Origin of the sequence: Streptomyces sp. NBC_00414 (assembly GCF_036038375.1) — a bacterium.
GTDB lineage: Bacteria > Actinomycetota > Actinomycetes > Streptomycetales > Streptomycetaceae > Streptomyces.
Genome location: NZ_CP107935.1, coordinates 5,999,571 through 6,020,418, shown reverse-complemented (window position 1 = coordinate 6,020,418; position 20,848 = coordinate 5,999,571). Strand labels below are relative to the sequence as shown.

General features: G+C 71.3%; 15 protein-coding genes. 8 read left to right on the top strand and 7 right to left on the bottom strand.

Going from position 1 to position 20,848, the window contains the following annotated elements; genetic code table 11:
* Position 1 precedes the first annotated feature (1 nt).
* On the top strand, positions 2 to 733 hold the full coding sequence (locus OHS59_RS26185) for a LysM peptidoglycan-binding domain-containing protein (protein ID WP_328495835.1): 732 nt from the start codon (positions 2 to 4) through the stop codon (positions 731 to 733).
* Here OHS59_RS26185 and OHS59_RS26180 read toward each other — a convergent pair.
* From OHS59_RS26180 to OHS59_RS26170, 3 genes are all read right to left on the bottom strand, one after another.
* Complete coding sequence (locus tag OHS59_RS26180) at positions 727 to 1,608, bottom strand: HAD family hydrolase (RefSeq protein WP_328495834.1); 882 nt, start codon at positions 1,606 to 1,608, stop codon at positions 727 to 729. The two genes, OHS59_RS26185 and OHS59_RS26180, sit on opposite strands and share 7 nt — an antisense overlap.
* Positions 1,609 to 1,828: 220 nt before the next feature.
* Positions 1,829 to 3,082, bottom strand: coding sequence for an FAD-dependent oxidoreductase (locus OHS59_RS26175; protein ID WP_328495833.1), 1,254 nt, complete (start codon positions 3,080 to 3,082; stop codon positions 1,829 to 1,831).
* A 138-nt stretch (positions 3,083 to 3,220) separates the two neighbouring features.
* A complete protein-coding gene (locus OHS59_RS26170; RefSeq protein ID WP_328495832.1) occupies positions 3,221 to 4,492 on the bottom strand; it encodes a carboxylate--amine ligase in 1,272 nt (423 codons plus the stop codon).
* Between the two features lie 194 nt (positions 4,493 to 4,686).
* Between OHS59_RS26170 and fahA the strand changes: the two genes are divergently transcribed.
* The 7 genes from fahA (at position 4,687) to OHS59_RS26135 (ending at position 13,394) form a co-directional block, all read left to right on the top strand.
* A complete protein-coding gene (gene fahA / locus OHS59_RS26165; RefSeq protein ID WP_328495831.1) occupies positions 4,687 to 5,925 on the top strand; it encodes a fumarylacetoacetase in 1,239 nt (412 codons plus the stop codon).
* Between the two features lie 420 nt (positions 5,926 to 6,345).
* Complete coding sequence (locus tag OHS59_RS26160) at positions 6,346 to 7,125, top strand: GntR family transcriptional regulator (protein ID WP_328495830.1); 780 nt, start codon at positions 6,346 to 6,348, stop codon at positions 7,123 to 7,125.
* A 48-nt stretch (positions 7,126 to 7,173) separates the two neighbouring features.
* The gene (locus tag OHS59_RS26155; RefSeq protein ID WP_010986276.1) at positions 7,174 to 7,401 is read left to right on the top strand and encodes a 4Fe-4S dicluster domain-containing protein; all 228 of its coding nucleotides are present in this window, start codon (positions 7,174 to 7,176) and stop codon (positions 7,399 to 7,401) included.
* A 15-nt stretch (positions 7,402 to 7,416) separates the two neighbouring features.
* Positions 7,417 to 8,820 carry an ABC transporter substrate-binding protein gene (locus OHS59_RS26150; RefSeq protein WP_443061501.1) on the top strand — a complete coding sequence of 468 codons (1,404 nt, stop codon included), beginning with the start codon at positions 7,417 to 7,419 and terminating at the stop codon, positions 8,818 to 8,820.
* The gene (locus tag OHS59_RS26145) at positions 8,817 to 9,737 is read left to right on the top strand and encodes an ABC transporter permease (protein ID WP_328495829.1); all 921 of its coding nucleotides are present in this window, start codon (positions 8,817 to 8,819) and stop codon (positions 9,735 to 9,737) included. The genes OHS59_RS26150 and OHS59_RS26145 overlap by 4 nt, the downstream gene beginning before the upstream one ends.
* Positions 9,721 to 10,518 (top strand): ABC transporter ATP-binding protein, encoded by a 798-nt coding sequence (locus tag OHS59_RS26140; protein ID WP_328495828.1) that lies wholly within the window; start codon positions 9,721 to 9,723, stop codon positions 10,516 to 10,518. Before OHS59_RS26145 ends, OHS59_RS26140 begins: the two co-directional genes overlap by 17 nt.
* Positions 10,515 to 13,394 (top strand): fumarate reductase/succinate dehydrogenase flavoprotein subunit, encoded by a 2,880-nt coding sequence (locus tag OHS59_RS26135; RefSeq protein WP_443061500.1) that lies wholly within the window; start codon positions 10,515 to 10,517, stop codon positions 13,392 to 13,394. Before OHS59_RS26140 ends, OHS59_RS26135 begins: the two co-directional genes overlap by 4 nt.
* Before the next feature lie 135 nt (positions 13,395 to 13,529).
* Here the strand turns inward: OHS59_RS26135 and recQ are convergent, their stop codons facing one another.
* The 4 genes from recQ to nuoL all read right to left on the bottom strand — a co-directional run bounded on the left by recQ (position 13,530) and on the right by nuoL (position 20,843).
* Positions 13,530 to 15,542, bottom strand: a complete 2,013-nt coding sequence (gene recQ, locus OHS59_RS26130; protein ID WP_328499359.1) for a DNA helicase RecQ — start codon at positions 15,540 to 15,542, stop codon at positions 13,530 to 13,532.
* Positions 15,543 to 15,724: 182 nt separating this feature from the next.
* The gene (gene nuoN, locus OHS59_RS26125) at positions 15,725 to 17,374 is read right to left on the bottom strand and encodes an NADH-quinone oxidoreductase subunit NuoN (protein ID WP_328495827.1); all 1,650 of its coding nucleotides are present in this window, start codon (positions 17,372 to 17,374) and stop codon (positions 15,725 to 15,727) included.
* Positions 17,371 to 18,942 carry an NADH-quinone oxidoreductase subunit M gene (locus tag OHS59_RS26120; protein WP_328495826.1) on the bottom strand — a complete coding sequence of 524 codons (1,572 nt, stop codon included), beginning with the start codon at positions 18,940 to 18,942 and terminating at the stop codon, positions 17,371 to 17,373. Before OHS59_RS26120 ends, nuoN begins: the two co-directional genes overlap by 4 nt.
* Positions 18,943 to 18,947: 5 nt before the next feature.
* Complete coding sequence (gene nuoL / locus OHS59_RS26115) at positions 18,948 to 20,843, bottom strand: NADH-quinone oxidoreductase subunit L (protein ID WP_328495825.1); 1,896 nt, start codon at positions 20,841 to 20,843, stop codon at positions 18,948 to 18,950.
* Positions 20,844 to 20,848 lie beyond the last annotated feature (5 nt).

Here is a 20,848-nt window from a genome sequence, read left to right as displayed (position 1 = left end):
CATGCCCGCACGAGGCAAGCACCGCCGTCCCGGAAACAGCACCCTCATCCGTGGCATCGTCGCCGCCGGAACGGGCGGAGCCGCACTCGCGCTCCCCCTCGTGGGAGCCACCGGCGCCCACGCCGCGCAGCCCGTCCAGGCGGCGCAGGCCGCTCCGAACGCGGTCCCGCAGGTCTCACTGGTCACGTACAAGGTGGTCAAGGGCGACACGCTGTCCAAGATCGCCAAGGCGCGCACCACGGGCGACTGGAAGAAGCTCTACAAGGCCAACCGCGCGGTCATCGGCAACGACCCCTCGGCCATCCGCCCGGGCCTCAAGCTGACCGTGGGCACCAAGAACGGCCGGACCCCGGCGAAGACCGCCAAGGCGACCACGGCGTCCGCCGTCACCCCGGCCGCCGCGACGACCTACACGGACGACCTCGACGGCTGGATCAAGCAGTCGCTGGACGTCATGGCCCAGCAGGGGATCCCGGGCAGCTACGACGGCATCTACCGCAACATCATCCGCGAGTCGTCGGGCAACCCGCAGGCCATGAACAACTGGGACTCCAACGCGGTCGCCGGTACGCCGTCGAAGGGGCTCCTCCAGGTCATCGACCCGACCTTCACGGCGTACCACGTGACCGGTACGTCGCTGGACCCCTTCGACCCGGTCGCCAACATCACGGCGGCGTGCAACTACGCCGCCGCGCGGTACGGCTCGATCGACAACGTCTTCGGAGCCTACTGACCGACGCCCGAGCGGGCTCCCGGACCGGCCTGTCGGCCGACGAGGGGGCCCGTCCGGCCGGTCCCGGCGCCGGAGAACATGCGCTCCAGGACCACCGCGATGCCGTCGTCCTCGTTCGAGAGGGTGATCTCGTCGGCGACGGACTTGAGTTCTGGATGGGCGTTGGCCATCGCGACCCCGCGCGCGGCCCAGTCGAACATCGGGATGTCGTTCGGCATGTCCCCGAAGGCGATGGTCTGCGCCGACGTGAGGCCCAGCCGGCCGGCGGCGAGCGCGAGACCCGTCGCCTTCGTGATGCCGCATGGCTGGAGTTCGACGGTACCGGGCCCGGACATCGTCACGGTGGCGAGCGAACCGACCGCTCCACGGGCGGCCGACGCCAACTCGTCGTCGGAGAGCAGGGGGTGGCGCAGCAGCACCTTGCTGATGGGCTGCGTCCAGAGGTCGTCGCGCCGCAGCACCCGTACCGCCGGCAGCGTCGGGTGGGGCATCTCGTAGCCCGGCTCGATGAGCGTGAGACCGTCGACACCGTCCTGGTCGACGGCCGCGTACACCTCGCCGACCTCCGCCTCGATCTTGCCGAGAGCCACCTCGGCCAGCTCACGTTCGAGCGTGACGGACCACACCATGCGGTCCGCGCCGGCGTCGTACAACTGCGCGCCCTGTCCGCACACCGCGAGCCCCTGGCTGCCCAGTTCGTCCAGCAGCGGGCGTACGCGCGGCGCGGGGCGCCCCGTCACCACGAGGTGCCGGGCGCCTGCCCCGACCGCCATCGCCAGTGCGGCACGCGACCGGTCCGAGAGGGTGTCGTCGCCTCGCAGGAGCGTCCCGTCCAGGTCAGTGGCGATGAGTGAATATGCAATCGGGGGGGCCATGATCAGAGAATACGGACCGAATCCCCCAGCGACTCGACGGGAACCGGACGTCGTCCGACACCTCGACCACCCCACGCGTCGTCGCGTGTCCCAGCAGGCCCCGGGAGTTCAGGCCGATCCCATGACATATCGGCCACTCCACCGACCCGATTCACGCCCCTCTCCCGACCGCCCGCGTACGCCCGCGCGCGCTCCCATCGAGTGCGCCCGCGCCCCGGTTTCAGCGGTGCCGTCCCGCCAGATGCCGGACCAGCCGCGGTGAGGCGAACTCCGTCCCGCACACGAACCGCATCACCGGACCGTACGAGGCGGCCGCCGGCAGCCCGGTGAAGTACAGACCGGGCACGGAGGAGCTGAATCCGGCGCCCAGCCTCGGTGTTCCGCGGCTCACGGCCAGCCGGGTCCTCAGTTCGTGCCCGAGGAAGTCCATCGCGGCGAGGTCGACGCGGTAACCGGTGGCGGCGACGATGTGGTCCGCGGAGAGTTCCTCGATACGGCCGCCGAGGGTCCGGACGGTGAGGGCCGGCCGCCCGCCCGCCTTCCCGGAGGCGCGGGTGATCCGTGCCACCTCGCTCACCTGCACTTTCCCCTCGAACCGCTCGCGCAGCCACCAGGCGCCGAGGGGACCCAGGACGCTGCGGACGAGGAAGTGCCGGGCTGCCGGGGGCAGATGACGGTACGGGTGGGGATAGTAGGTGAGAGCCCACAACGACCAGGCCCGCCCGAAGGGTGACTCGGGGCGCAGCAGCGGCTGCTGCCACGGGGGCGCGCCGAAGTCGACAGACCCCTTTCCGCGCGCCACCACGCGCACCTGTGCGCCTGCCTCGGCGGCGAGCGCCGCCGTCTCCAGGGCGGACTGGCCCGCGCCGACGACGATCAGTTCCCGGCCGGCGAACCGGGACAGGTCGTGCAGTTGCGAGCTGTGCGAGACGGGGCCCGTGGGCGTCGGCCCGTCGGGCGAGGCCGCGGCCAGCTCGCGGGGCAGGTGCGCCAGCCCGGACAGACCGGTCGCGACGACGACCGCCCGCGTGGTGAACACCTCGCCCGAGTCCAGCTTGACTTCGAACCCCCCGGGTCCGCGGCCGGCGTCGCGCCGCGTCCCGCGACGGCCCTCCCGGAGGTCGGCCCGGCGGTCGACCGAGACGACGCGCACCCGCTCCAGCTCCGGCACGAGCCGCTGCTGGAACCACTCCCCGTAACCGACGAAGGTCTCGACCGGGACGATGTCCTCGTCCGTGACCAGGCGGGGAATGCCCGCCGCGTCGCAGTAGTCGACGAGGTCGTGCCCCGGCTGCGGGGCGTCGATGTTCGAGGCGGCCGGGGTCGACTTGAGGAGCATCCCCTCGGGCATGTTCGCCCGCCAGCTCACCATGGGTTCACCGAACACCCGTACCGGAATGCCGCGCGCCCTCAGATGCGCGGCGGTGGACAGGCCGAAAGGCCCGGCACCGATCACTGCCACCGGTTCCATCACGAAGTCCCCTCCCCAGAACACCACTTCGTCATTCCGTGATCCCACCCGCACACGCCTGCGCACGGCTGCGGGTCTGCTTCGGTCCTGCCGCCGGTCCGCCGGCCGGCCGTTCGCCGGTCCGTCGCGGGCCGGCCGTCGTCATCGGTGGCCCAGCGCCACGCCGGCTCCGCGGCGGCCGTCCCTCCACAGCTGGTACAGATGCTTCGCACCGGGCCGTACGAAGCGCGCGAGCATCGTGAAGAACGGCCGCAGGTCGTCCGCCGCCAGCCACGCCAGCTCCGTACCGCTCGCGCGAGCGGGAGCGTGCGGTGTCGTGTAGCCGCTGCGGCGGTACGCGAGCAGGGCCGGCAGGTCGATGTTCTCCACGATGTAGCGCCGGCCGGCCAGTTGTTCCCCCTCCGGAACGGGCCGGCCGGTCAGGTCCAGGTGCATGGCGCGGACGACGTCGATCCCCGACTCGTTCTCGAAGAGCCGGAACTGGGCGCCCATCCGCGGATTGAAGTCGAGCAGCTTGTACCGGCCGTCACGGCGGTCGAAGCGCAGATCGAGGTCGATGACGCCGCTGAAGCCGATCTGTTTGATGAACCGCGCGGCCAGGTCCGCCAGTTCGGGATTGTCGACGACGTACGCGTTCGCCGTCATGCCCGCGTGCGGCGGCCAGGAGCGGACCTTGACGCCGGTGAACATGGCGAGCGGCGTCGAGTCCGCGTCGAAGTAGGCGTGCACGATCCAGTCCTCCGCCTCCTCCCGGGGCAGATACTCCTGGAGGATCACGCCCGGCCGCTCGCCCCAGTCACGGGCGAGCCGTAACAGACCCTCCTGGGTGGCGATGCGGGTCGTCCCGTGCACGGCCGGCCGCGCGCGGCGCACGAACGCCTCGCGGTTCTTGGCCACCAGCGGGAACCTCGCCTTCGCAGCGAAGTCCTCGATCTCCCCGTACGACTCCGGGAAGGCGGCCCCCGGGCTGGGTACGCCGTGTTCCACGCAGAGTTCGTGCAGGCCCTGTTTGCTGGCCAGGCGCCGTGGAAGCGCGGCCCCCACCCGGGGGAACAGGAAGTTTCCCGCGAGTTCCACCTGGTGCTCGGCGATCAGGACCGCGGCCTCCTCGTCGGTCGGGATCAGCACCGCGGGGCGTCCGATCCGGCGCCCGACACGCAGCAGCCCGTCGACGAGCCGCTCCGCTCCCTCCGTCCCCGTGGTCGGCCAGACGAACGCGCGCCGCAGATGGCGCGAGACCGCGGCAGGCGTGTACCGGTCCTCGGTGATCGCGTACATCGGCACGCCCAGCCGCCCCAGGCTGCGGATCGCGCCCACTCCGCCGTGATGCAGCGGATAGTCGCCGAACTTCACGATCAGGCCAGGCACTTCCCGATCCAGGTACAACGGCACGCTGGCAGCACTTTTGGCCACGGGTCCCCCCACGTGTCCCACACATCCCTGGACCCGGACCCACCCCGTCCGTGCCCCCCTGAAGGAAGCTAAGCCGGAATCAACCACTCCGACCCCACCCTTAATCGGACATTGCGAACTCTTTAGACACTGCCCCCGAACCGCGCCTCCCCGTAACGTGTGCTCCACCCACACGGAAAGCGAGGCAGCACCCCATGCCCCCCTTCGATGTCCCCGAGGGCGATCCCTTCGGCCCGCACAATCTTCCGTACGGTGTCTTCTCCCGGAACGGCTCTCCGGGCGGCCCCGAGCACCGGAGCGTGGGCGTCCGGCTGGGCGACCACGTCCTCGACGCGGGAGCCGCCGCGGTGGAGCTCGGCTCCCCGTACGCCGCCCTGCTCGCCCGCCCCTCACTCGACCCGCTGCTCGCGGCCGGCCGCACCGCCTGGTCGGACGTGCGGCGGGCGCTCACCGCGTGGGTGACGGTGCCCGCCCACCGCGAGACCGTCGCGCCCCTCATGCACCCGCTCTCCGAGGTGACCCTCCACCTCCCCTTCGAGGTCGCCGACTACGTCGACTTCTACGCCTCCGAGAACCACGCCCGGAACGTCGGCCAGATCTTCCGCCCCGACGCCGAGGACTCCCTCACCCCCAACTGGAAGCACCTGCCCATCGGTTACCACGGCCGGTCGGGCACCGTCGTGGTCTCCGGGACCGACGTCGTACGCCCCTCGGGCCAGCGCAAGACGCCCGCGGACCCGGCGCCTGTCTTCGGCCCGTCCGTCCGCCTGGACATCGAGGCGGAGGTCGGCTTCGTCGTCGGCACGCCCTCCCCGATGGGCACACCGGTGCCGCTGAGCGGTTTCCGCGACCACGTCTTCGGGCTCTGCCTCCTCAACGACTGGTCCGCGCGCGATCTCCAGGCCTGGGAGTACGTCCCCCTCGGCCCCTTCCTCGGCAAGTCCTTCGCCACGTCGGTGTCGGCCTGGATCACCCCCCTCGACGCACTGGAGGACGCCCGGGTCGCGCCTCCGACGCGCACGCACCCCCTCCTGCCCTATCTGGACGACACCTCGGACGACGCCCCGGAGGAACCGGGCGGCTACGACCTGCGCATCTCGGTCGCCGTCAACGGCCATGTGGTGTCGGAGCCGCCGTTCTCCACGATGTACTGGACGGCCGCCCAGCAGCTGGCCCACATGACCGTGAACGGGGCCTCGCTGCGCACGGGCGACCTGTACGGGTCGGGCACCGTGAGCGGGGCCTCCGACGGCGAACGGGGTTCGCTCCTGGAGCTGACCTGGAACGGCCGGGACACCCTCGAACTCCCCTCCGGCAAGCGGACGTTCCTGGAGGACGGCGACGTCGTGACCCTGACCGCCTGGGCCCCGGGCCCCGACGGCACACGCGTAGGCCTCGGAGAGGTGACGGGCCGCATCGCACCGGGCGCGTGACGGGGGCGCGCAGCGAGCCGCGTGACGGACCTGCCTCGTAGCCGGACGCGTAGCAGGCCGCGAGCGAAGCGCGCAGCGGGGCGGGCAGCGGGGCGCGCGCCCATTGTTGAAAGGCGCCCCGGGTGGGCCGCCCCGCCAGGGGCGCCCTTCAGGGGCGCGGGGAACTGCGCGACAAGCCCCCACCGCCCCACACCCGGCGAACAACCCCGCGCCGGCGAAACCCGGCCCCGGCACACCACACCGCACCGCACCACACCGAGGCGGCCAAGCCGGCGCACCCCGCCGAAACAGCCGACCGCAGTGGCAGATCTTCCCGCGCCCCCGGCAAAAGCCCAGCTCAGCCACCCAACCGTCGGAGCCCTCGGTGGCGCAACACTCCGGCAACACCACTCCCCACACCCCCTGGGTAGGGTCCGTCGCATGCCCACCGAACGCATCCGAGACCACGCCGGCCAGGGCGCGACCACCGTCGCCGCCCGCCGGCGCAGGCTGCGTGCGGACCAGGCCAGGCAGCTCGCCGACCTGCTGCGCCACCAGGTGCTGGCGGGCGGCTTCCCGACCGGCACGCTGCCGCACGAGACCGCCATCGGCGCCGACTACCGCACCTCGCGCAACACCGTGCGCCAGGCCCTCGACCTGCTGCGGGCCGAGGGCCTGGTGGCACGGCTGCCCGGTGTCGGCACGGTCGTCGTCGCCGAGAAGTACCCGCACGGGCTCGACCGGCTGATGGGACTCGCGGAGACCCTGCGCGAACACGGCCGGGTCAGCAACGAGGTCCGCTCGGCCGGCCCCGTCGCCGCACCGGCCCCGGTCGCCGAACGGCTCCGGGTGCCCGTCGGCGCCGACGTCCTCTACATCGAGCGGCTCCGACGGCTGAACGGCCTGCCGCTCTCCCTCGACCTCACCTACATCCCGCTCGACCTCGGCACCGCGCTGCTCGGCGCCGACCTGGAGAACACCGACGTCTTCCGCCTCCTGGAAGCCATCACCGGACAGCCGCTCGGCCACGCCGAGATCACCCTGGAGGCCGTCAACGCCGACGCGCACTCCGCGACCGTGCTGCAGGCTCCGCGCGGCTCGGCCGTCCTGATGCTGGAACGTCTCACGCACCTCGCCGACGGCCGCCCCGTCGACCTGGAGTTCATCCGGTTCCGCGGCGACCGCATCACGATGAGCGGTCTGCTGCGCCGCTCGCTCTGAGTCCTCCGCCCCCTCGCCCGCTTCAGCGGGACTTTCCTGGAGACAGCCATGCCCTTGGCGCCCCAGCGGGCCGACGTGCCCGTGACCATCGACGAGTCGAAGTGCATCGACGGCTGCACGCTCTGTGTGGACATGTGCCCGCTGGACTCCCTCGCCATCGACGAGAGCAACGGCAAGGCCTACATGCACGTCGACGAGTGCTGGTACTGCGGCCCGTGCGCGGCCCGCTGTCCCACCGGAGCCGTCACGGTCAACATGCCCTATCTGCTCCGGTGAGAGGCCCGAACCCCCATGACCTCCAAGAAACGCACCGCCCCGAAACGCCCGGCCCTGAAACGTCCGGTGGTCGCGGTCACCGCCGTCGCCCTGCTGCTCCCGCTGGCCGGCTGCGGCGGTGACGCCGAGGCCGGTGACGGCTCCACGGTCGCCGTCACCGTCGGCTATCAGTCCAAGACCATCAACACGGTCACGGCGGGCACCCTCCTGCGCTCCCTCGGCTACTTCGAGAAGCAACTGAACGCGCTGGGCGACGGCAAGACCTACAAGGTGAACTGGCAGGACTACGCCACCGGCGCCCCGATCACCGCGCAGATGACCGCGGGGAAGATCGACATCGGTTCGATGGGCGACTTCCCGCTGCTGATCAACGCGGCCCGCGGCACCCAGCTCGGCCGCCCCACCCGCCTCGTCTCCGTCACCGGCTACAACCTGCGCGGCGGCCTCAACACCATCGTCACCGCGCCGGACTCGAAGCTCGCCTCGCTGAAGGACCTGCGCGGCAAGAAGGTGTCTACGAGCATCGGCTCGGCGGCCGACGGCACCCTCGTACGGGCCCTGCAGCGCGCCGGGATCGACCCGCAGGGCGACATCGAGAAGCTCAACCAGCAGCCCGCGGTGGGTGCTTCGGCGCTCTCGGCGGGCAGCGCGGACGCGCTCTCCCAGTTCGTCGCCTGGCCGGGCCTGCTCGCCTTCCAGGGCAAGGCGAAGGCCCTCTACGACGGCGCCGAGCTGAACCTGCCGACCTTCCACGGGGTGACCGTCCGCCAGGACTTCGCGAAGAAACGCCCCGCCGTCCTCGATGCCTTCCTCAGGGCGCAGTCGGAGGCGACGGACTACCTCCACGACCATCCGGTGACCGCTTCGGAGAAGGTCGCGAAGGCGACCGGGCTGCCCGCCGAGGTCGTCCACCTCTACAACGGCGCGCACGGCATCGCCACCTTCGACCTGGCGCTCAAGCCCCGGCTGATCTCCGCCCTGAAGAAGGACGTCTCCGTCCTGAAGTCCGCGAAGCTCGTCGGGGACGTCGACGTGGACGCCTTCGTCGACGACCGGTACGTGAAGCGCGCGCTGGGCACGAGCGCGTACGCCGAGCAGCTCACCGCGGCTCCCCCGGCCGCCGCGGGCGAGGTGTGGACCGAGGGCGCCACCGGGACCCGTACCTTCAAGTCGCCCTCCTCTCTCCTGCGTCACGTGTCCGGACACAAGGGCTCCGTCCGTGCCGCGTACGTCCCCGACACCACCACCGGGACCCTCTGGTTCGCGGACAAGGCCGTGTGGGTGGCCGACGGCGACGCGCTGCTGCCGTTCGTCACGGCGTCCGGCGCACGGGCGTACGTCGCCGGACACGAGGGCGCGCGCACGCTCCCGTACGCCGAAGCGCTGGCGCGCGCCGCGGCCGATCCGGAGTCGTCGTGAGCGGGCGCACCGGAGCGGCCCGCTACGCCCTGCGCGCCGCCTCCCTCACCACCGCCCTGGTCGCCTGGCAGCTGCTGACCAGCCTGGACGTGGACCTGTGGCTGCGGTTCTCGCAGTTCCCGACCGTGGCCGACGTGGCCCGCGCCTTCGGTGAACGGCTCGGCGGGGACAACTACTGGACGGACCTCACCGACAGCCTCACCCGGATCCTCACCGGTTTCCTCCTGGCCGCCGTCCTGGGCATCGCCACCGGCGTGGCCGTCGCCCGCTCCCGCCTCGCCGAGGATTTGCTCGGACCGGTCCTCGAAGTGGTCCGGCCGATCCCCGCGATCGCCCTCGTCCCGGTGGCGATCCTGCTGTTCCCCAGCAACGAACAGGGCATCGTCTTCATCACCTGCACGGCCGCCTTCTTCCCCGTGCTGGTCTCCACCCGGCACGCGGTCCGCGCGCTGACGCCCGTCTGGGAGGAGGCGGTCCGCACCATGGGCGGCGGGCGCGGCCGGATCCTCGCCACGGTGGTCCTGCCGGGCGCCCTGCCCGGCATCTTCGGCGGCCTCTCGGTCGGTATCGGCGTCTCGTGGATCTGTGTGATCTCCGCCGAGATGATCTCCGGCCAGTACGGCGTCGGCTACCGCACCTGGCAGGACTACACCGTCGTCGACTACCCGGGCGTCTTCGTCGGCATGGTGACGATCGGCGTCCTGGGCTGGCTCACCTCCACCGCCGTGGAACTCCTGGGCCGCCGGCTGACCCGCTGGCTGCCCCGCACGTCGTACGTTCCCGGCGGCGCACGCGCCAGGACGCCCAGGGCCGCCTCCCCGGCCGGGGCCGTATCCGAGGGCGTCTCCCCTACCGCCCGCACCGCCGCCCACGGCAACGGCAACGGCAAGGAGGCACGCGATGAGCACCTCGTCTGAGACCCGAACCTCCGCCGTCCCGGCCCCGGCGGAGGATCCCGCGCCGGTACGCGGCACCCGGCTCACCCTCCGCTCGGCCACCCTCGGCCGTCCCGACTCCACCGCCCTCACCGCCGTCGACCTGGACGTCGCCCCGGGCGAGATCCTCACCGTCGTCGGCTCCTCGGGCTGCGGCAAGTCGACGCTGCTGCGCACCCTGGCCGGACTGCTGCCCACCCTCGCCGGGACGCTGGAGCAGGACGGGCACCGGATCGAAGGACCGGCGGCCACCCGCGCGCTGGTCTTCCAGGAGGACGCCCTGCTCCCCTGGCGCACCCTGCGGGCCAACGTCGAACTCCCGCTGGCCATCCAGGGCGTGCCGCGCGGCGAACGCAGGAGGCAGGCCGGGTCCTGGCTCGACCGGGTCGGACTCGCCGACCGGGCGGGGCAGTTGCCGCACCGTGTCTCCGGGGGCCAGCGCCAGCGCGCGCAACTGGCCCGGGCGCTCGCCCCCCGTCCGCGCGCCGTCCTGATGGACGAGCCGTTCGGCGCCCTCGACGCCCAGACCCGCGCCGGCATGCAGGACCTGCTGGTGGAGGTGCTGCACGGCACGGGCGCGACCGTCGTCTTCGTCACCCACGACGTGGACGAGGCCCTGTTCCTCGGCGACCGCGTGGCGCTCCTGGGATCCGGCCGGCTGACCGCGGTCCGCGAGGTGCCGCGTCCACGCGACCGTACGGCGCGCGACGACCCGGCGCGGGTGGCCCTGCGGCGCGAAGTCCTCACCTCCCTCAGTACGTGAAAGGCACTCTGGTGGACACCCCGGACACCCGCGACACGCGTGGCGCCCTCCTGGAGATCCCCGCTCTCGGTGACGCCGAGGAACTCTCCTGCGACGTCCTCGTCATCGGCGGCGGCACGGCCGGCACGATGGCCGCGCTGACCGCCGCCGAGCACGGCGCAGACGTGCTGCTCCTCGAGAAGGCGCACGTACGGCACTCCGGCGCGCTCGCCATGGGTATGGACGGCGTCAACAACGCGGTCATCCCCGGCCGCGCCGAACCCGACGACTACGTCGCCGAGATCACCCGCGCCAACGACGGCATCGTCGACCAGTCCACCGTCCGCCAGACCGCCACCCGCGGCTTCGCGATGGTCCAGCGGCTGGAGTCGTACGGCGTGAAGTTCGAGAAGGACGAGTACGGCGAGTACGCGGTCCGCCAGGTCCACCGGTCCGGCTCGTACGTGCTGCCGATGCCCGAGGGCAAGGACGTGAAGAAGGTCCTCTACCGGCAGTTGCGGCGGCGCGAGATGCGCGAACGCATCCGGATCGAGAACCGGGTGATGCCGGTGCGCGTCCTGACGGACGGGGGTCGCGCGGTGGGCGCCGCGGGCTTCAACACCCGCACGGGGCGGTTCGTCACCGTCCGCGCGGGCGCGGTGATCCTGGCGACCGGCGCCTGTGGCCGCCTCGGCCTGCCCGCCTCCGGCTACCTCTACGGGACGTACGAGAACCCGACGAACGCCGGTGACGGCTACGCCATGGCCTACCACGCCGGTGCCGAGCTGACCGGTATCGAGTGCTTCCAGATCAACCCGCTGATCAAGGACTACAACGGTCCCGCCTGCGCGTACGTCGCCAACCCCTTCGGCGGCTACCAGGTCAACCGGCACGGCGAGCGCTTCGTCGACTCCGACTACTGGTCGGGGCAGATGATGGCGGAGTTCGCCGCGGAGGTCGCCTCGGACCGGGGCCCCGTCTACCTGAAGCTCAGTCACCTCCCGGAGGAGTCGATCGCCTCGCTCGAGTCGATCCTGCACTCCACCGAGCGGCCCACGCGCGGCACCTTCCACGCCGGGCGCGGCCACGACTACCGCACCCACGACGTCGAGATGCACATCTCCGAGATCGGCCTGTGCGGCGGCCACTCCGCCTCGGGCGTACGGGTCGACGACCAGGCGCGTACGACCGTGCCGCGGCTGTACGCCGCCGGGGACCTGGCGTGCGTCCCGCACAACTACATGATCGGCGCGTTCGTCTTCGGGGACCTCGCGGGGGCGGACGCCGCCCAGTACCGCGCCCACCAGGGCGAGTTGCCGGCGGACCAGCTGCGCGAGGCGCACGAGTTGATCTACCGTCCGCTGCGCAATCCCGAGGGGCCGCCGCAGCCCCAGGTCGAGTACAAGCTCCGCCGCTTCGTGAACGACTACGTGGCTCCTCCCAAGTCCGGCGCCCGGCTGTCGCTCGCCCTGGAGTCCTTCGAGCGGATGCGCGCGGACATCGCCGAGATGGGCGGGCGCACTCCGCACGAGCTGATGCGGTGCGCCGAGGTCACCTTCATCCGCGACTGCGCGGAGATGGCGGCCCGTGCCTCGCTGGCCCGCACGGAGTCCCGCTGGGGTCTCTACCACGACCGCACGGACCATCCCGCGCGTGACGACTCCTCCTGGTTCCACCACCTCGACCTGCACAAGTCCCCCTCCGGTTCGATGGAGTTCACTGCTCGTCCCGTCGCTCCCTACGCCGTCCCCGTCGACGGCTTCACCCCCGTCGGCGGATCCTCCCGTCACATCGGCGAGGTGCATCCCGAGGGAGTGGCCACGGCGGGCGCCCGGGACGCGGCCCCGGTCGCCGCCGGGCCGACCACCACCTCGGCGTCCGGCACCGCGGCGCCCGACACGGACACCGACGTCCACTCCGATGTCCCCGCCGGCACCGACGCCTCACCGCGGCTCCTCGAACTCCTCGCCGTCGCCGAGGAGGAGCCGCACCTCGACGCGGTCCGGCCCTACCTGGCCGACCCCGAACCCGCCGTCCGACGGGCTGCCGTCGCCGTCCTCACCGAGACCGCCCCCGTCGGTACGGGTCCGGCGCTGGCCGGCGCTCTCGCCGACACCGACCGTGCCGTGCGCGCCGCCGCCGCGGCCTCCCTGCGCGAACTCGTCGAGACGCTCACGCCCGAACCGGCCCTGCGCGACCCGCTCACGCGGGCCCTCGCCCAGTCCGACCCCGTCGTCCGCGCCGCCGCGCTCGACGTCCTGCGAGCCCTGCGGCTGGGCGACGCCCGTCTCTTCGCCCCCGCGCTGGACGACCCCGAACCGTCCGTCCGCATCGAGGCGGTCCGGGCCCTGGTCTCCGTCGACGCGGCCGAGTCCCTCGCCCTCGCGGCGGCCGACCCCTCCCGGGAGGTCCGGGTGACCGTGGCCAAGGCGCTGGCGACGGTGAGCCCGGCCCCGGTCCCTGCGGCGGCCGGTGCCACCGCTCCCACCGGCCTCGGCGCCGATGTGGTCCTCGCCGCGCTCGACCGGCTCACCGAGGACGCGGACGCCCTGGTCCGTGGGGCCGCCTTCGCCTCGCTGGGCGGCACGGGGTGCTCCGCGCCGATGGCCTCACGCGCGGTCCGTGCCTTCGCCGACCCTGCCTGGCAGGTCCGGGCCGGGGCCGCCACCGCGCTGTCCGCGGCGGATGCCGAGGTCGCCGTGCCTGCGCTCGCCGAGGCGCTGGGCGATCCGAACGCGGACGTGCGGAAGGGGGCGGTTCTGGCGCTCGTGCGGCACGCGGGGGCGGCGTCCGCCGCGGTCTCCACCGCGGAGGCCGATGCCGCCCGTTCGGCGCTCGCCACCGCCTTGACGGACACCGACGCGGACGTCAGGGCCTACGCGTCACGGGCCCTGTGACGTGCGGGCGCGTGGGGGCCGGCCGCGCAGTTCCCCGCGCCCCTGGAGGAGGTGGGGGTTGCGGTCGTGTGTCAGGTGCGGGTCCGTCGGGGCCGAGCGCGCCGTTCCCCGCGCCCCCTAGGGGCGGGGCCTCCCCTACATCCAGTCCTCCGGTTCCGGTTCTGGTTCCATTTCTGGCCAGTACAGGTCCGGGTCACCGGTGCTTCGGCGCTGTGGGGGCGGGGCGGCGGCGCTTTCCGAGGTTTTCGGTGCCTCGGTGGGGCGCTCCAGGGAGGCCAGGACTCCGACCACGCCCTCCCCGTACGTCGCGAGTTTCTTCTCGCCGATTCCGCTGATGCCGCCCAGCTCCGGGACGGAGGTGGGCCACAGCGTGGCGATCTCCCGCAGGGTCGCGTCGTGGAAGATGACGTACGCCGGGACTCCCTGCTCCTTGGCCTGCCCGGCACGCCAGGCGCGCAGGGCCTCGAAGGCGGGGTGCAGCGACGAGGGAAGCTCGGCCGCCGCGGCCGCCGCCTTGGCCTTGCGCTCGGCCCGGCCGGAACCGGACGAAGAGGACGACCCCTTGGAGGTCACCGGCTTCGGCTGCTCCTTGCGCAGCGGTACCTCCCGCTCGCGCCGCAGCACGGTCCCGCTCGCCTCGGTCAGGACCAGCGTCCCGTACGCGCCCTCGACCGCGAGGAGGCCCTGGGCCAGCATCTGGCGGACGACACCGCGCCACGCGCCCTCGTCCAGGTCCTCGCCGATGCCGAAGACGGACAGCTGGTCGTGGTCGAACTGGATGACCTTGGCCGTCTTGCGCCCAAGCAGGATGTCGACGATCTGGATCGCCCCGAACTTCTGCCCCCGCTCGCGCTGCAGCCGCACCACGGTGGACAGCACCTTCTGGGCCGCGACCGTGCCGTCCCAGGTCTCCGGCGGCACCAGGCAGGTGTCGCAGTTCCCGCACGCCTCGGCCGCGGGGTCCTGGCCGAAGTAGGCGAGCAGCTGGGCACGCCGGCACTGGGCGGTCTCGCACAGGGCGAGCATCGCTTCGAGATGCGAGGCCGCCCGGCGGCGGAACGCCTCGTCGCCCTCGCTCGACTGGATCATCTTGCGCTGTTGTATGACGTCGTTCAGGCCGTAGGCCATCCAGGCCGTGGACGGCATTCCGTCGCGGCCCGCGCGGCCCGTCTCCTGGTAGTAGCCCTCGACGGACTTCGGCAGGTCGAGGTGGGCGACGAACCGCACGTCCGGCTTGTCGATGCCCATGCCGAAGGCGATGGTCGCGCACACCACCAGGCCGTCCTCGCGCAGGAACCGCGACTGGTGGGCGGCGCGCGTGCCCGAGTCGAGGCCCGCGTGGTACGGCACCGCCGCGATGCCGTTGCGGGCGAGGAACTCGGCCGTCTTCTCGACGGAGTTGCGCGAGAGGCAGTACACGATGCCCGCGTCGCCCGCGTGCTCCTCCTGGAGGAAGGCCAGCAGCTGCTTCTTGGGGTCGGCCTTGGGCACGATCCGGTACTGGATGTTGGGCCGGTCGAAGCTGGCCACGAAGTGGCGCGCTTCCGGCATGCCCAGGCGCTCGGTGATCTCCTTGTGTGTCGCGTGCGTGGCCGTCGCGGTCAGCGCGATGCGCGGTACGTCCGGCCAGCGCTCGCCCAGCAGCGAGAGCGAGAGGTAGTCGGGGCGGAAGTCGTGGCCCCACTGGGACACGCAGTGCGCCTCGTCGATCGCGAAGACGGAGATCTTTCCGCGCTTGAGGAGGTCGAGCGTGGACTCCAGGCGCAGCCGCTCCGGTGCGAGGTAGATCACGTCTAGCTCGCCCGCGAGGAACTCGGCCTCGACCGTGCGCCGCTCGCCGAAGTCCTGCGTGGAGTTCATGAACCCGGCGCGCACGCCGAGCGCCCGCAGCGCGTCCACCTGGTCCTGCATCAGCGCGATGAGCGGGGAGACCACCACACCCGTACCCGGTCTGACCAGGGCCGGAATCTGGTAGCAGAGCGACTTTCCGCCGCCCGTCGGCATGAGGACGACGGCGTCCCCGCCGCTCACCACATGCTCGATGACGGCTTCCTGCTCGCCTCGGAAGGCCTCGTACCCGAAGACCCGGTGGAGCGTTGCGAGCGCTTCGCTCTCCGCCACCTCTGTCATCACACCCGTCCCGCCCATCGTCCCGTCCCCCGTACGTCGTGCCTCGACCACTGCGTCCACGATAGGGGTCCGCACCGACAGCATCGGAGTTATCCACAGGCTGCGACGGAGTATCCGCGCAACGCGCATGCCGGACCGTCCCGATAAACGGCGTGGGCCCCGGTTCCGTACGGAACCGGGGCCCACGACTCACCGAGTTCTCAGCGGACGAATACGCCCGACTGTCCTGCCAGATCGAGGAAGTACTGCGGTGCCACACCGAGCACCAGCGTGACCGCCACGCCCACCGCGATCGCCGTCATCGTCAGGGGTGACGGCACGGCGACCGTCGGTCCGTCGGGACGGGGCTCGCTGAAGAACATCAGCACGATCACTCGGATGTAGAAGAACGCCGCGATGGCCGACGAGATGACACCGACCACGACCAGCGCGCCCGCGCCGCCCTCGGCCGCCGCCTTGAACACGGCGAACTTGCCCGCGAAGCCGGAGGTCAGCGGGATGCCCGCGAAGGCCAGCAGGAAGACCGCGAACACGGCCGCCACCAGCGGTGACCTGCGTCCGAGTCCGGCCCACTTGGACAGGTGCGTGGCCTCGCCGCCCGCGTCCCGGACGAGGGTGACCACCGCGAACGCGCCGATCGTCACGAACGAGTACGCGCCCAGGTAGAAGAGCACCGACGACACACCGTCCGGCGTGGTCGCGATGACACCCGCGAGGATGAATCCCGCGTGCGCGATCGACGAGTACGCGAGGAGCCGCTTGATGTCGGTCTGGGTGATAGCGACGATCGCGCCGCCCAGCATGGTGACGACCGCAACGCCCATCATCACCGGCCGCCAGTCCCAGCGCAGGCCCGGCAGGACGACGTACAGGAGCCTCAGCAGCGCGCCGAAGGCGGCCACCTTGGTCGCGGCGGCCATGAAGCCGGTCACCGGGGTCGGCGCGCCCTGGTAGACGTCCGGGGTCCACATGTGGAACGGCACCGCGCCGACCTTGAACAGCAGGCCCATGACGACCATCGCGGCGCCGATGAGCAGCAGCGCGTCGTTGCCCATGGTGTCGGCGAGGGCCGGGTTCACCGACTGGACCGTGCCGTCGACGACCTGGGCGATCGTCGCGTACGACACGGAGCCGGCGTAGCCGTAGAGCAGGGCGATGCCGAAGAGGGTGAACGCGGAGGCGAAGGCGCCGAGCAGGAAGTACTTGACCGCGGCCTCCTGCGACATGATCCGCTTGCGGCGGGCCACGGCGCACAGCAGGTACAGCGGCAGCGAGAAGACCTCCAGCGCGATGAAGAGCGTCAGCAGGTCGTTCGCCGCCGGGAAGACGAGCATGCCGCCGATGGCGAAGAGCAGCAGCGGGAACACCTCGGTGGTGGTGAAGCCCGCCTTGACGGCGGCCTTCTCGCTGTCGCTGCCCGGTACGGAGGCGGCCTGTGCGGCGAACGAGTCGACGCGGTTGCCGTGCGCCACGGGATCGAGGCGCCGCTCGGCGAAGGTGAACACTCCCAGTACGCCTACCAGCAGGATGATGCCCTGAAGGAAGAGCGCGGGTCCGTCGACGGCGACGGCGCCCATCGCGGCGATGCCGGCCTTGGTGGTGCCGTATCCGCTCGCCGCGAGCCCGACGACCGCGGCGAACGCGGCGGCGAGGGCGACGACGGACACGAAGATCTGCGCGTAGTAGCGGGACCTGCGCGGCACGAACGCCTCGACCAGGATTCCGACGACGGCCGCTCCGATGACGATCAGGGTGGGCGACAGCTGCCCGTACTCGATGTTCGGCGCGTCGATCTTCTGGATCGGATCGGCCGCCGTTGTCCACAGGCTGTGGACGGCTGTTGCGCTCACTTGGCGGCCTCCACCTCAGGCTTGGGGTCCTTCTTGTGTACGTCGGACATGGTCTGTTTGACCGCCGGGTTGACGATGTCGGTGAGGGGCTTCGGGTAGACGCCGAGGAAGATCAGCAGGGCGATCAGCGGGGTGACCACCAGGAGCTCCCGCACCTTGAGGTCGGGCATGGCCGAGACCTCCGGCTTCACCGGGCCCGTCATCGTCCGCTGATAGAGGACGAGGGTGTAGAGCGCGGCGAGGACGATGCCGAAGGTGGCGATGATCCCGATCACCGGGTAGCGCGCGAACGTGCCGATCAGGACCAGGAACTCGCTCACGAACGGCGCGAGTCCCGGCAGCGACAGCGTCGCCAGGCTGCCGATCAGGAAGGTGCCCGCGAGCACCGGGGCGACTTTCTGCACCCCTCCGTAGTCGGCGATCAGACGCGAGCCGCGCCGCGAGATCAGGAAGCCGGCCACCAGCATCAGCGCGGCGGTCGAGATCCCGTGGTTGACCATGTAGAGCGTCGCGCCCGACTGCCCCTGGCTGGTCATCGCGAAGATGCCCATGATGATGAACCCGAAGTGGGAGATCGACGCGTACGCCACCAGACGCTTGATGTCCCGCTGGCCGACCGCGAGCAGCGCCCCGTAGATGATGCTGATCAGGGCGAGGACGAGGATCGCGGGCGTCGCCCACTTCGAGGCCTCCGGGAAGAGCTGGAGGCAGAAGCGGAGCATCGCGAAGGTGCCGACCTTGTCGACCACCGCGGTGATCAGTACGGCGACCGGGGCGGTGGCCTCCCCCATGGCGTTGGGCAGCCAGGTGTGGAGCGGCCACAGGGGCGCCTTCACCGCGAAGGCGAAGAAGAAGCCCAGGAACAGCCATCGCTCGGTGTTGGTCGCCATGTCCAGCGAGCCGTTGGCCCGGGCCTCGGCGATCTCCTGGAGCGAGAAGTTCCCCGCCACCACGTAGAGGCCGATCACGGCGGCCAGCATGATCAGGCCGCCGACCAGGTTGTAGAGGAGGAACTTCACGGCGGCGTACGAGCGCTGTGCCGCCGCGTGTTCGTCCGAGCCCGCGTGGGCGCGGTCCCCGAAGCCGCCGATGAGGAAGTACATCGGGATGAGCATGGCTTCGAAGAAGATGTAGAAGAGGAAGACGTCGGTGGCCTCGAAGGAGATGATCACCATCGCCTCGACGCCGAGGATCAGGGCGAAGAAGCCCTGGGTCGGCCGCCAGCGGCTGCTGTGGGTCTCCAGCGGGTCGGCGTCGTGCCAGCCCGCGAGGATCACGAACGGGATGAGCAGGGCGGTCAGCGCGATCAGCGCGACCGCGATGCCGTCCACGCCCAGCTCGTACCGCACCCCGAAGTCCTTGATCCAGGAGTGCGATTCGGTGAGCTGGTAGCGGTCGCCGTCGGGGTCGAAGCGGACCAGGACGACGACGGCGAGGGCCAGGGTGGCGAGCGAGACGAGCAGCGCCAGCCACTTGGCGGCGGAGCGGCGGGCGGCCGGCACGGCGGCCGTGGCGATAGCCCCGATCGCCGGGAGGGCCGCCGTCGCTGTCAGCAGAGGAAAGGACATCGGTATCAGACCGCCCTCATCAGCAGGGTCGCGGCGATGAGGATCGCCGCACCGCCGAACATCGAGACGGCGTACGAGCGCGCGTAGCCGTTCTGCAGCTTGCGGAGCCGTCCGGAGAGACCGCCCATCGAGGCCGCCGTGCCGTTGACGACGCCGTCGACCAGGGTGTGGTCGACGTACACCAGGGACCGCGTGAGGTGCTCGCCGCCGCGCACCAGGACGACGTGGTTGAAGTCGTCCTGAAGGAGGTCGCGGCGGGCGGCCCGGGTGAGCAGGGAGCCGCGCGGGGCGACGACCGGGACCGGACGGCGCCCGTACTGGAGGTAGGCGAGGCCGACGCCGATGACGAGCACGACCATCGTGGAGAGCGTGACGGTCGTCGCGCCGATCGGCGGGTGTCCGTGCGTGTGCTCGGTGACGGGCTCCAGCCAGTGCAGGAAACGGTCGCCGATGCCGAAGAAGCCGCCCGCGAAGACCGATCCGAAGGCCAGCACGATCATGGGGATCGTCATGGACTTCGGCGACTCGTGCGGGTGCGGCTCGTGGCCGTTCTCGTCGGGCTGCCAGCGCTTCTCACCGAAGAACGTCATCAGCATCACGCGCGTCATGTAGAACGCGGTGATGGCCGCGCCCAGCAGGGCCACGCTTCCGAGGATCCAGCCCTCGGTGCCGCCCTTGGCGAAGGCGGCCTCGATGATCTTGTCCTTGGAGAAGAAGCCGGACAGGCCGGGGAAGCCGATGATGGCGAGGTAGCCGAGGCCGAACGTCACGAAGGTGACCGGCATGTGCTTGCGCAGACCGCCGTACTTCCGCATGTCGACCTCGTCGTTCATGCCGTGCATGACCGAACCGGCGCCGAGGAAGAGCCCGGCCTTGAAGAAGCCGTGCGTCACCAGGTGCATGATCGCGAAGACGTAGCCGATGGGGCCGAGGCCCGCCGCGAGGATCATGTAGCCGATCTGCGACATCGTCGAACCGGCGAGGGCCTTCTTGATGTCGTCCTTGGCGCAACCGACGATCGCACCGAAGAGGAGCGTGACCGCTCCGACGACGGTGGTCACCAGCTGGGCGTCCGGCGCGGCGTTGAAGATCTCCCCGGAGCGGACGATCAGGTACACACCCGCGGTCACCATGGTCGCGGCGTGGATGAGGGCCGAGACCGGGGTCGGGCCCTCCATCGCGTCGCCGAGCCAGGACTGCAGCGGCACCTGGGCGGACTTGCCGCAGGCGGCGAGCAGCAGCATCAGCCCGATGGCGGTGAGCTTGCCCTCGCCGGTCTCACCGGTGGCCTCCAGGACCGGCCCGAAGGCGAAGGTCCCGAAGGTGGTGAACATCAGCATGATGGCGATCGACAGGCCCATGTCGCCGACGCGGTTGACCAGGAAGGCCTTCTTCGCGGCGGTGGCGGCGCTGGGCTTGTGCTGCCAGAAGCCGATGAGCAGGTAGGAGGCGAGGCCCACGCCCTCCCAGCCGACGTACAGGAGCAGGTAGTTGTCGGCGAGGACGAGCAGCAGCATCGCCGCGAGGAACAGGTTCAGATAGCCGAAGAAGCGGCGGCGGCGCTCGTCGTGCTCCATGTACCCGATCGAGTACACGTGGATGAGCGAGCCGACGCCGGTGATCAGCAGCACGAACGTCATCGACAGCTGGTCGAGCTGGAAGGCGATGTCCGCCTGGAAGCCCTCGACGGGGATCCAGCTGAACAGGTGCTGGGCGAGGGCCCGGTGCTCCTCGTCCTTGCCCAGCATGTCGGCGAAGAGGACCGCGCCGATCACGAAGGAGGCGGACGCGAGGACCGTGCCGATCCAGTGGCCGACGGCATCGAGCCGTCTGCCGCCGCACAGCAGTACGGCCGCTCCGAGCAGAGGCGCTGCCACCAGCAGCGCAATCAGATTCTCCACGATTC

Excerpts from the sequence above, each read along its gene's own strand:
- OHS59_RS26120 (WP_328495826.1), bottom strand. The coding sequence starts at position 18,942 with ATGTCCTTTCCTCTGCTGACAGCGACGGCGGCCCTCCCGGCGATCGGG.
- OHS59_RS26185 (WP_328495835.1), top strand. The coding sequence starts at position 2 with ATGCCCGCACGAGGCAAGCACCGCCGTCCCGGAAACAGCACCCTCATC.
- recQ (WP_328499359.1), bottom strand. The coding sequence starts at position 15,542 with ATGGGCGGGACGGGTGTGATGACAGAGGTGGCGGAGAGCGAAGCGCTC.
- OHS59_RS26180 (WP_328495834.1), bottom strand. The coding sequence starts at position 1,608 with ATGGCCCCCCCGATTGCATATTCACTCATCGCCACTGACCTGGACGGG.
- OHS59_RS26150 (WP_443061501.1), top strand. The coding sequence starts at position 7,417 with ATGACCTCCAAGAAACGCACCGCCCCGAAACGCCCGGCCCTGAAACGT.
- OHS59_RS26140 (WP_328495828.1), top strand. The coding sequence starts at position 9,721 with ATGAGCACCTCGTCTGAGACCCGAACCTCCGCCGTCCCGGCCCCGGCG.
- OHS59_RS26160 (WP_328495830.1), top strand. The coding sequence starts at position 6,346 with ATGCCCACCGAACGCATCCGAGACCACGCCGGCCAGGGCGCGACCACC.
- fahA (WP_328495831.1), top strand. The coding sequence starts at position 4,687 with ATGCCCCCCTTCGATGTCCCCGAGGGCGATCCCTTCGGCCCGCACAAT.
- OHS59_RS26155 (WP_010986276.1), top strand. The coding sequence starts at position 7,174 with ATGCCCTTGGCGCCCCAGCGGGCCGACGTGCCCGTGACCATCGACGAG.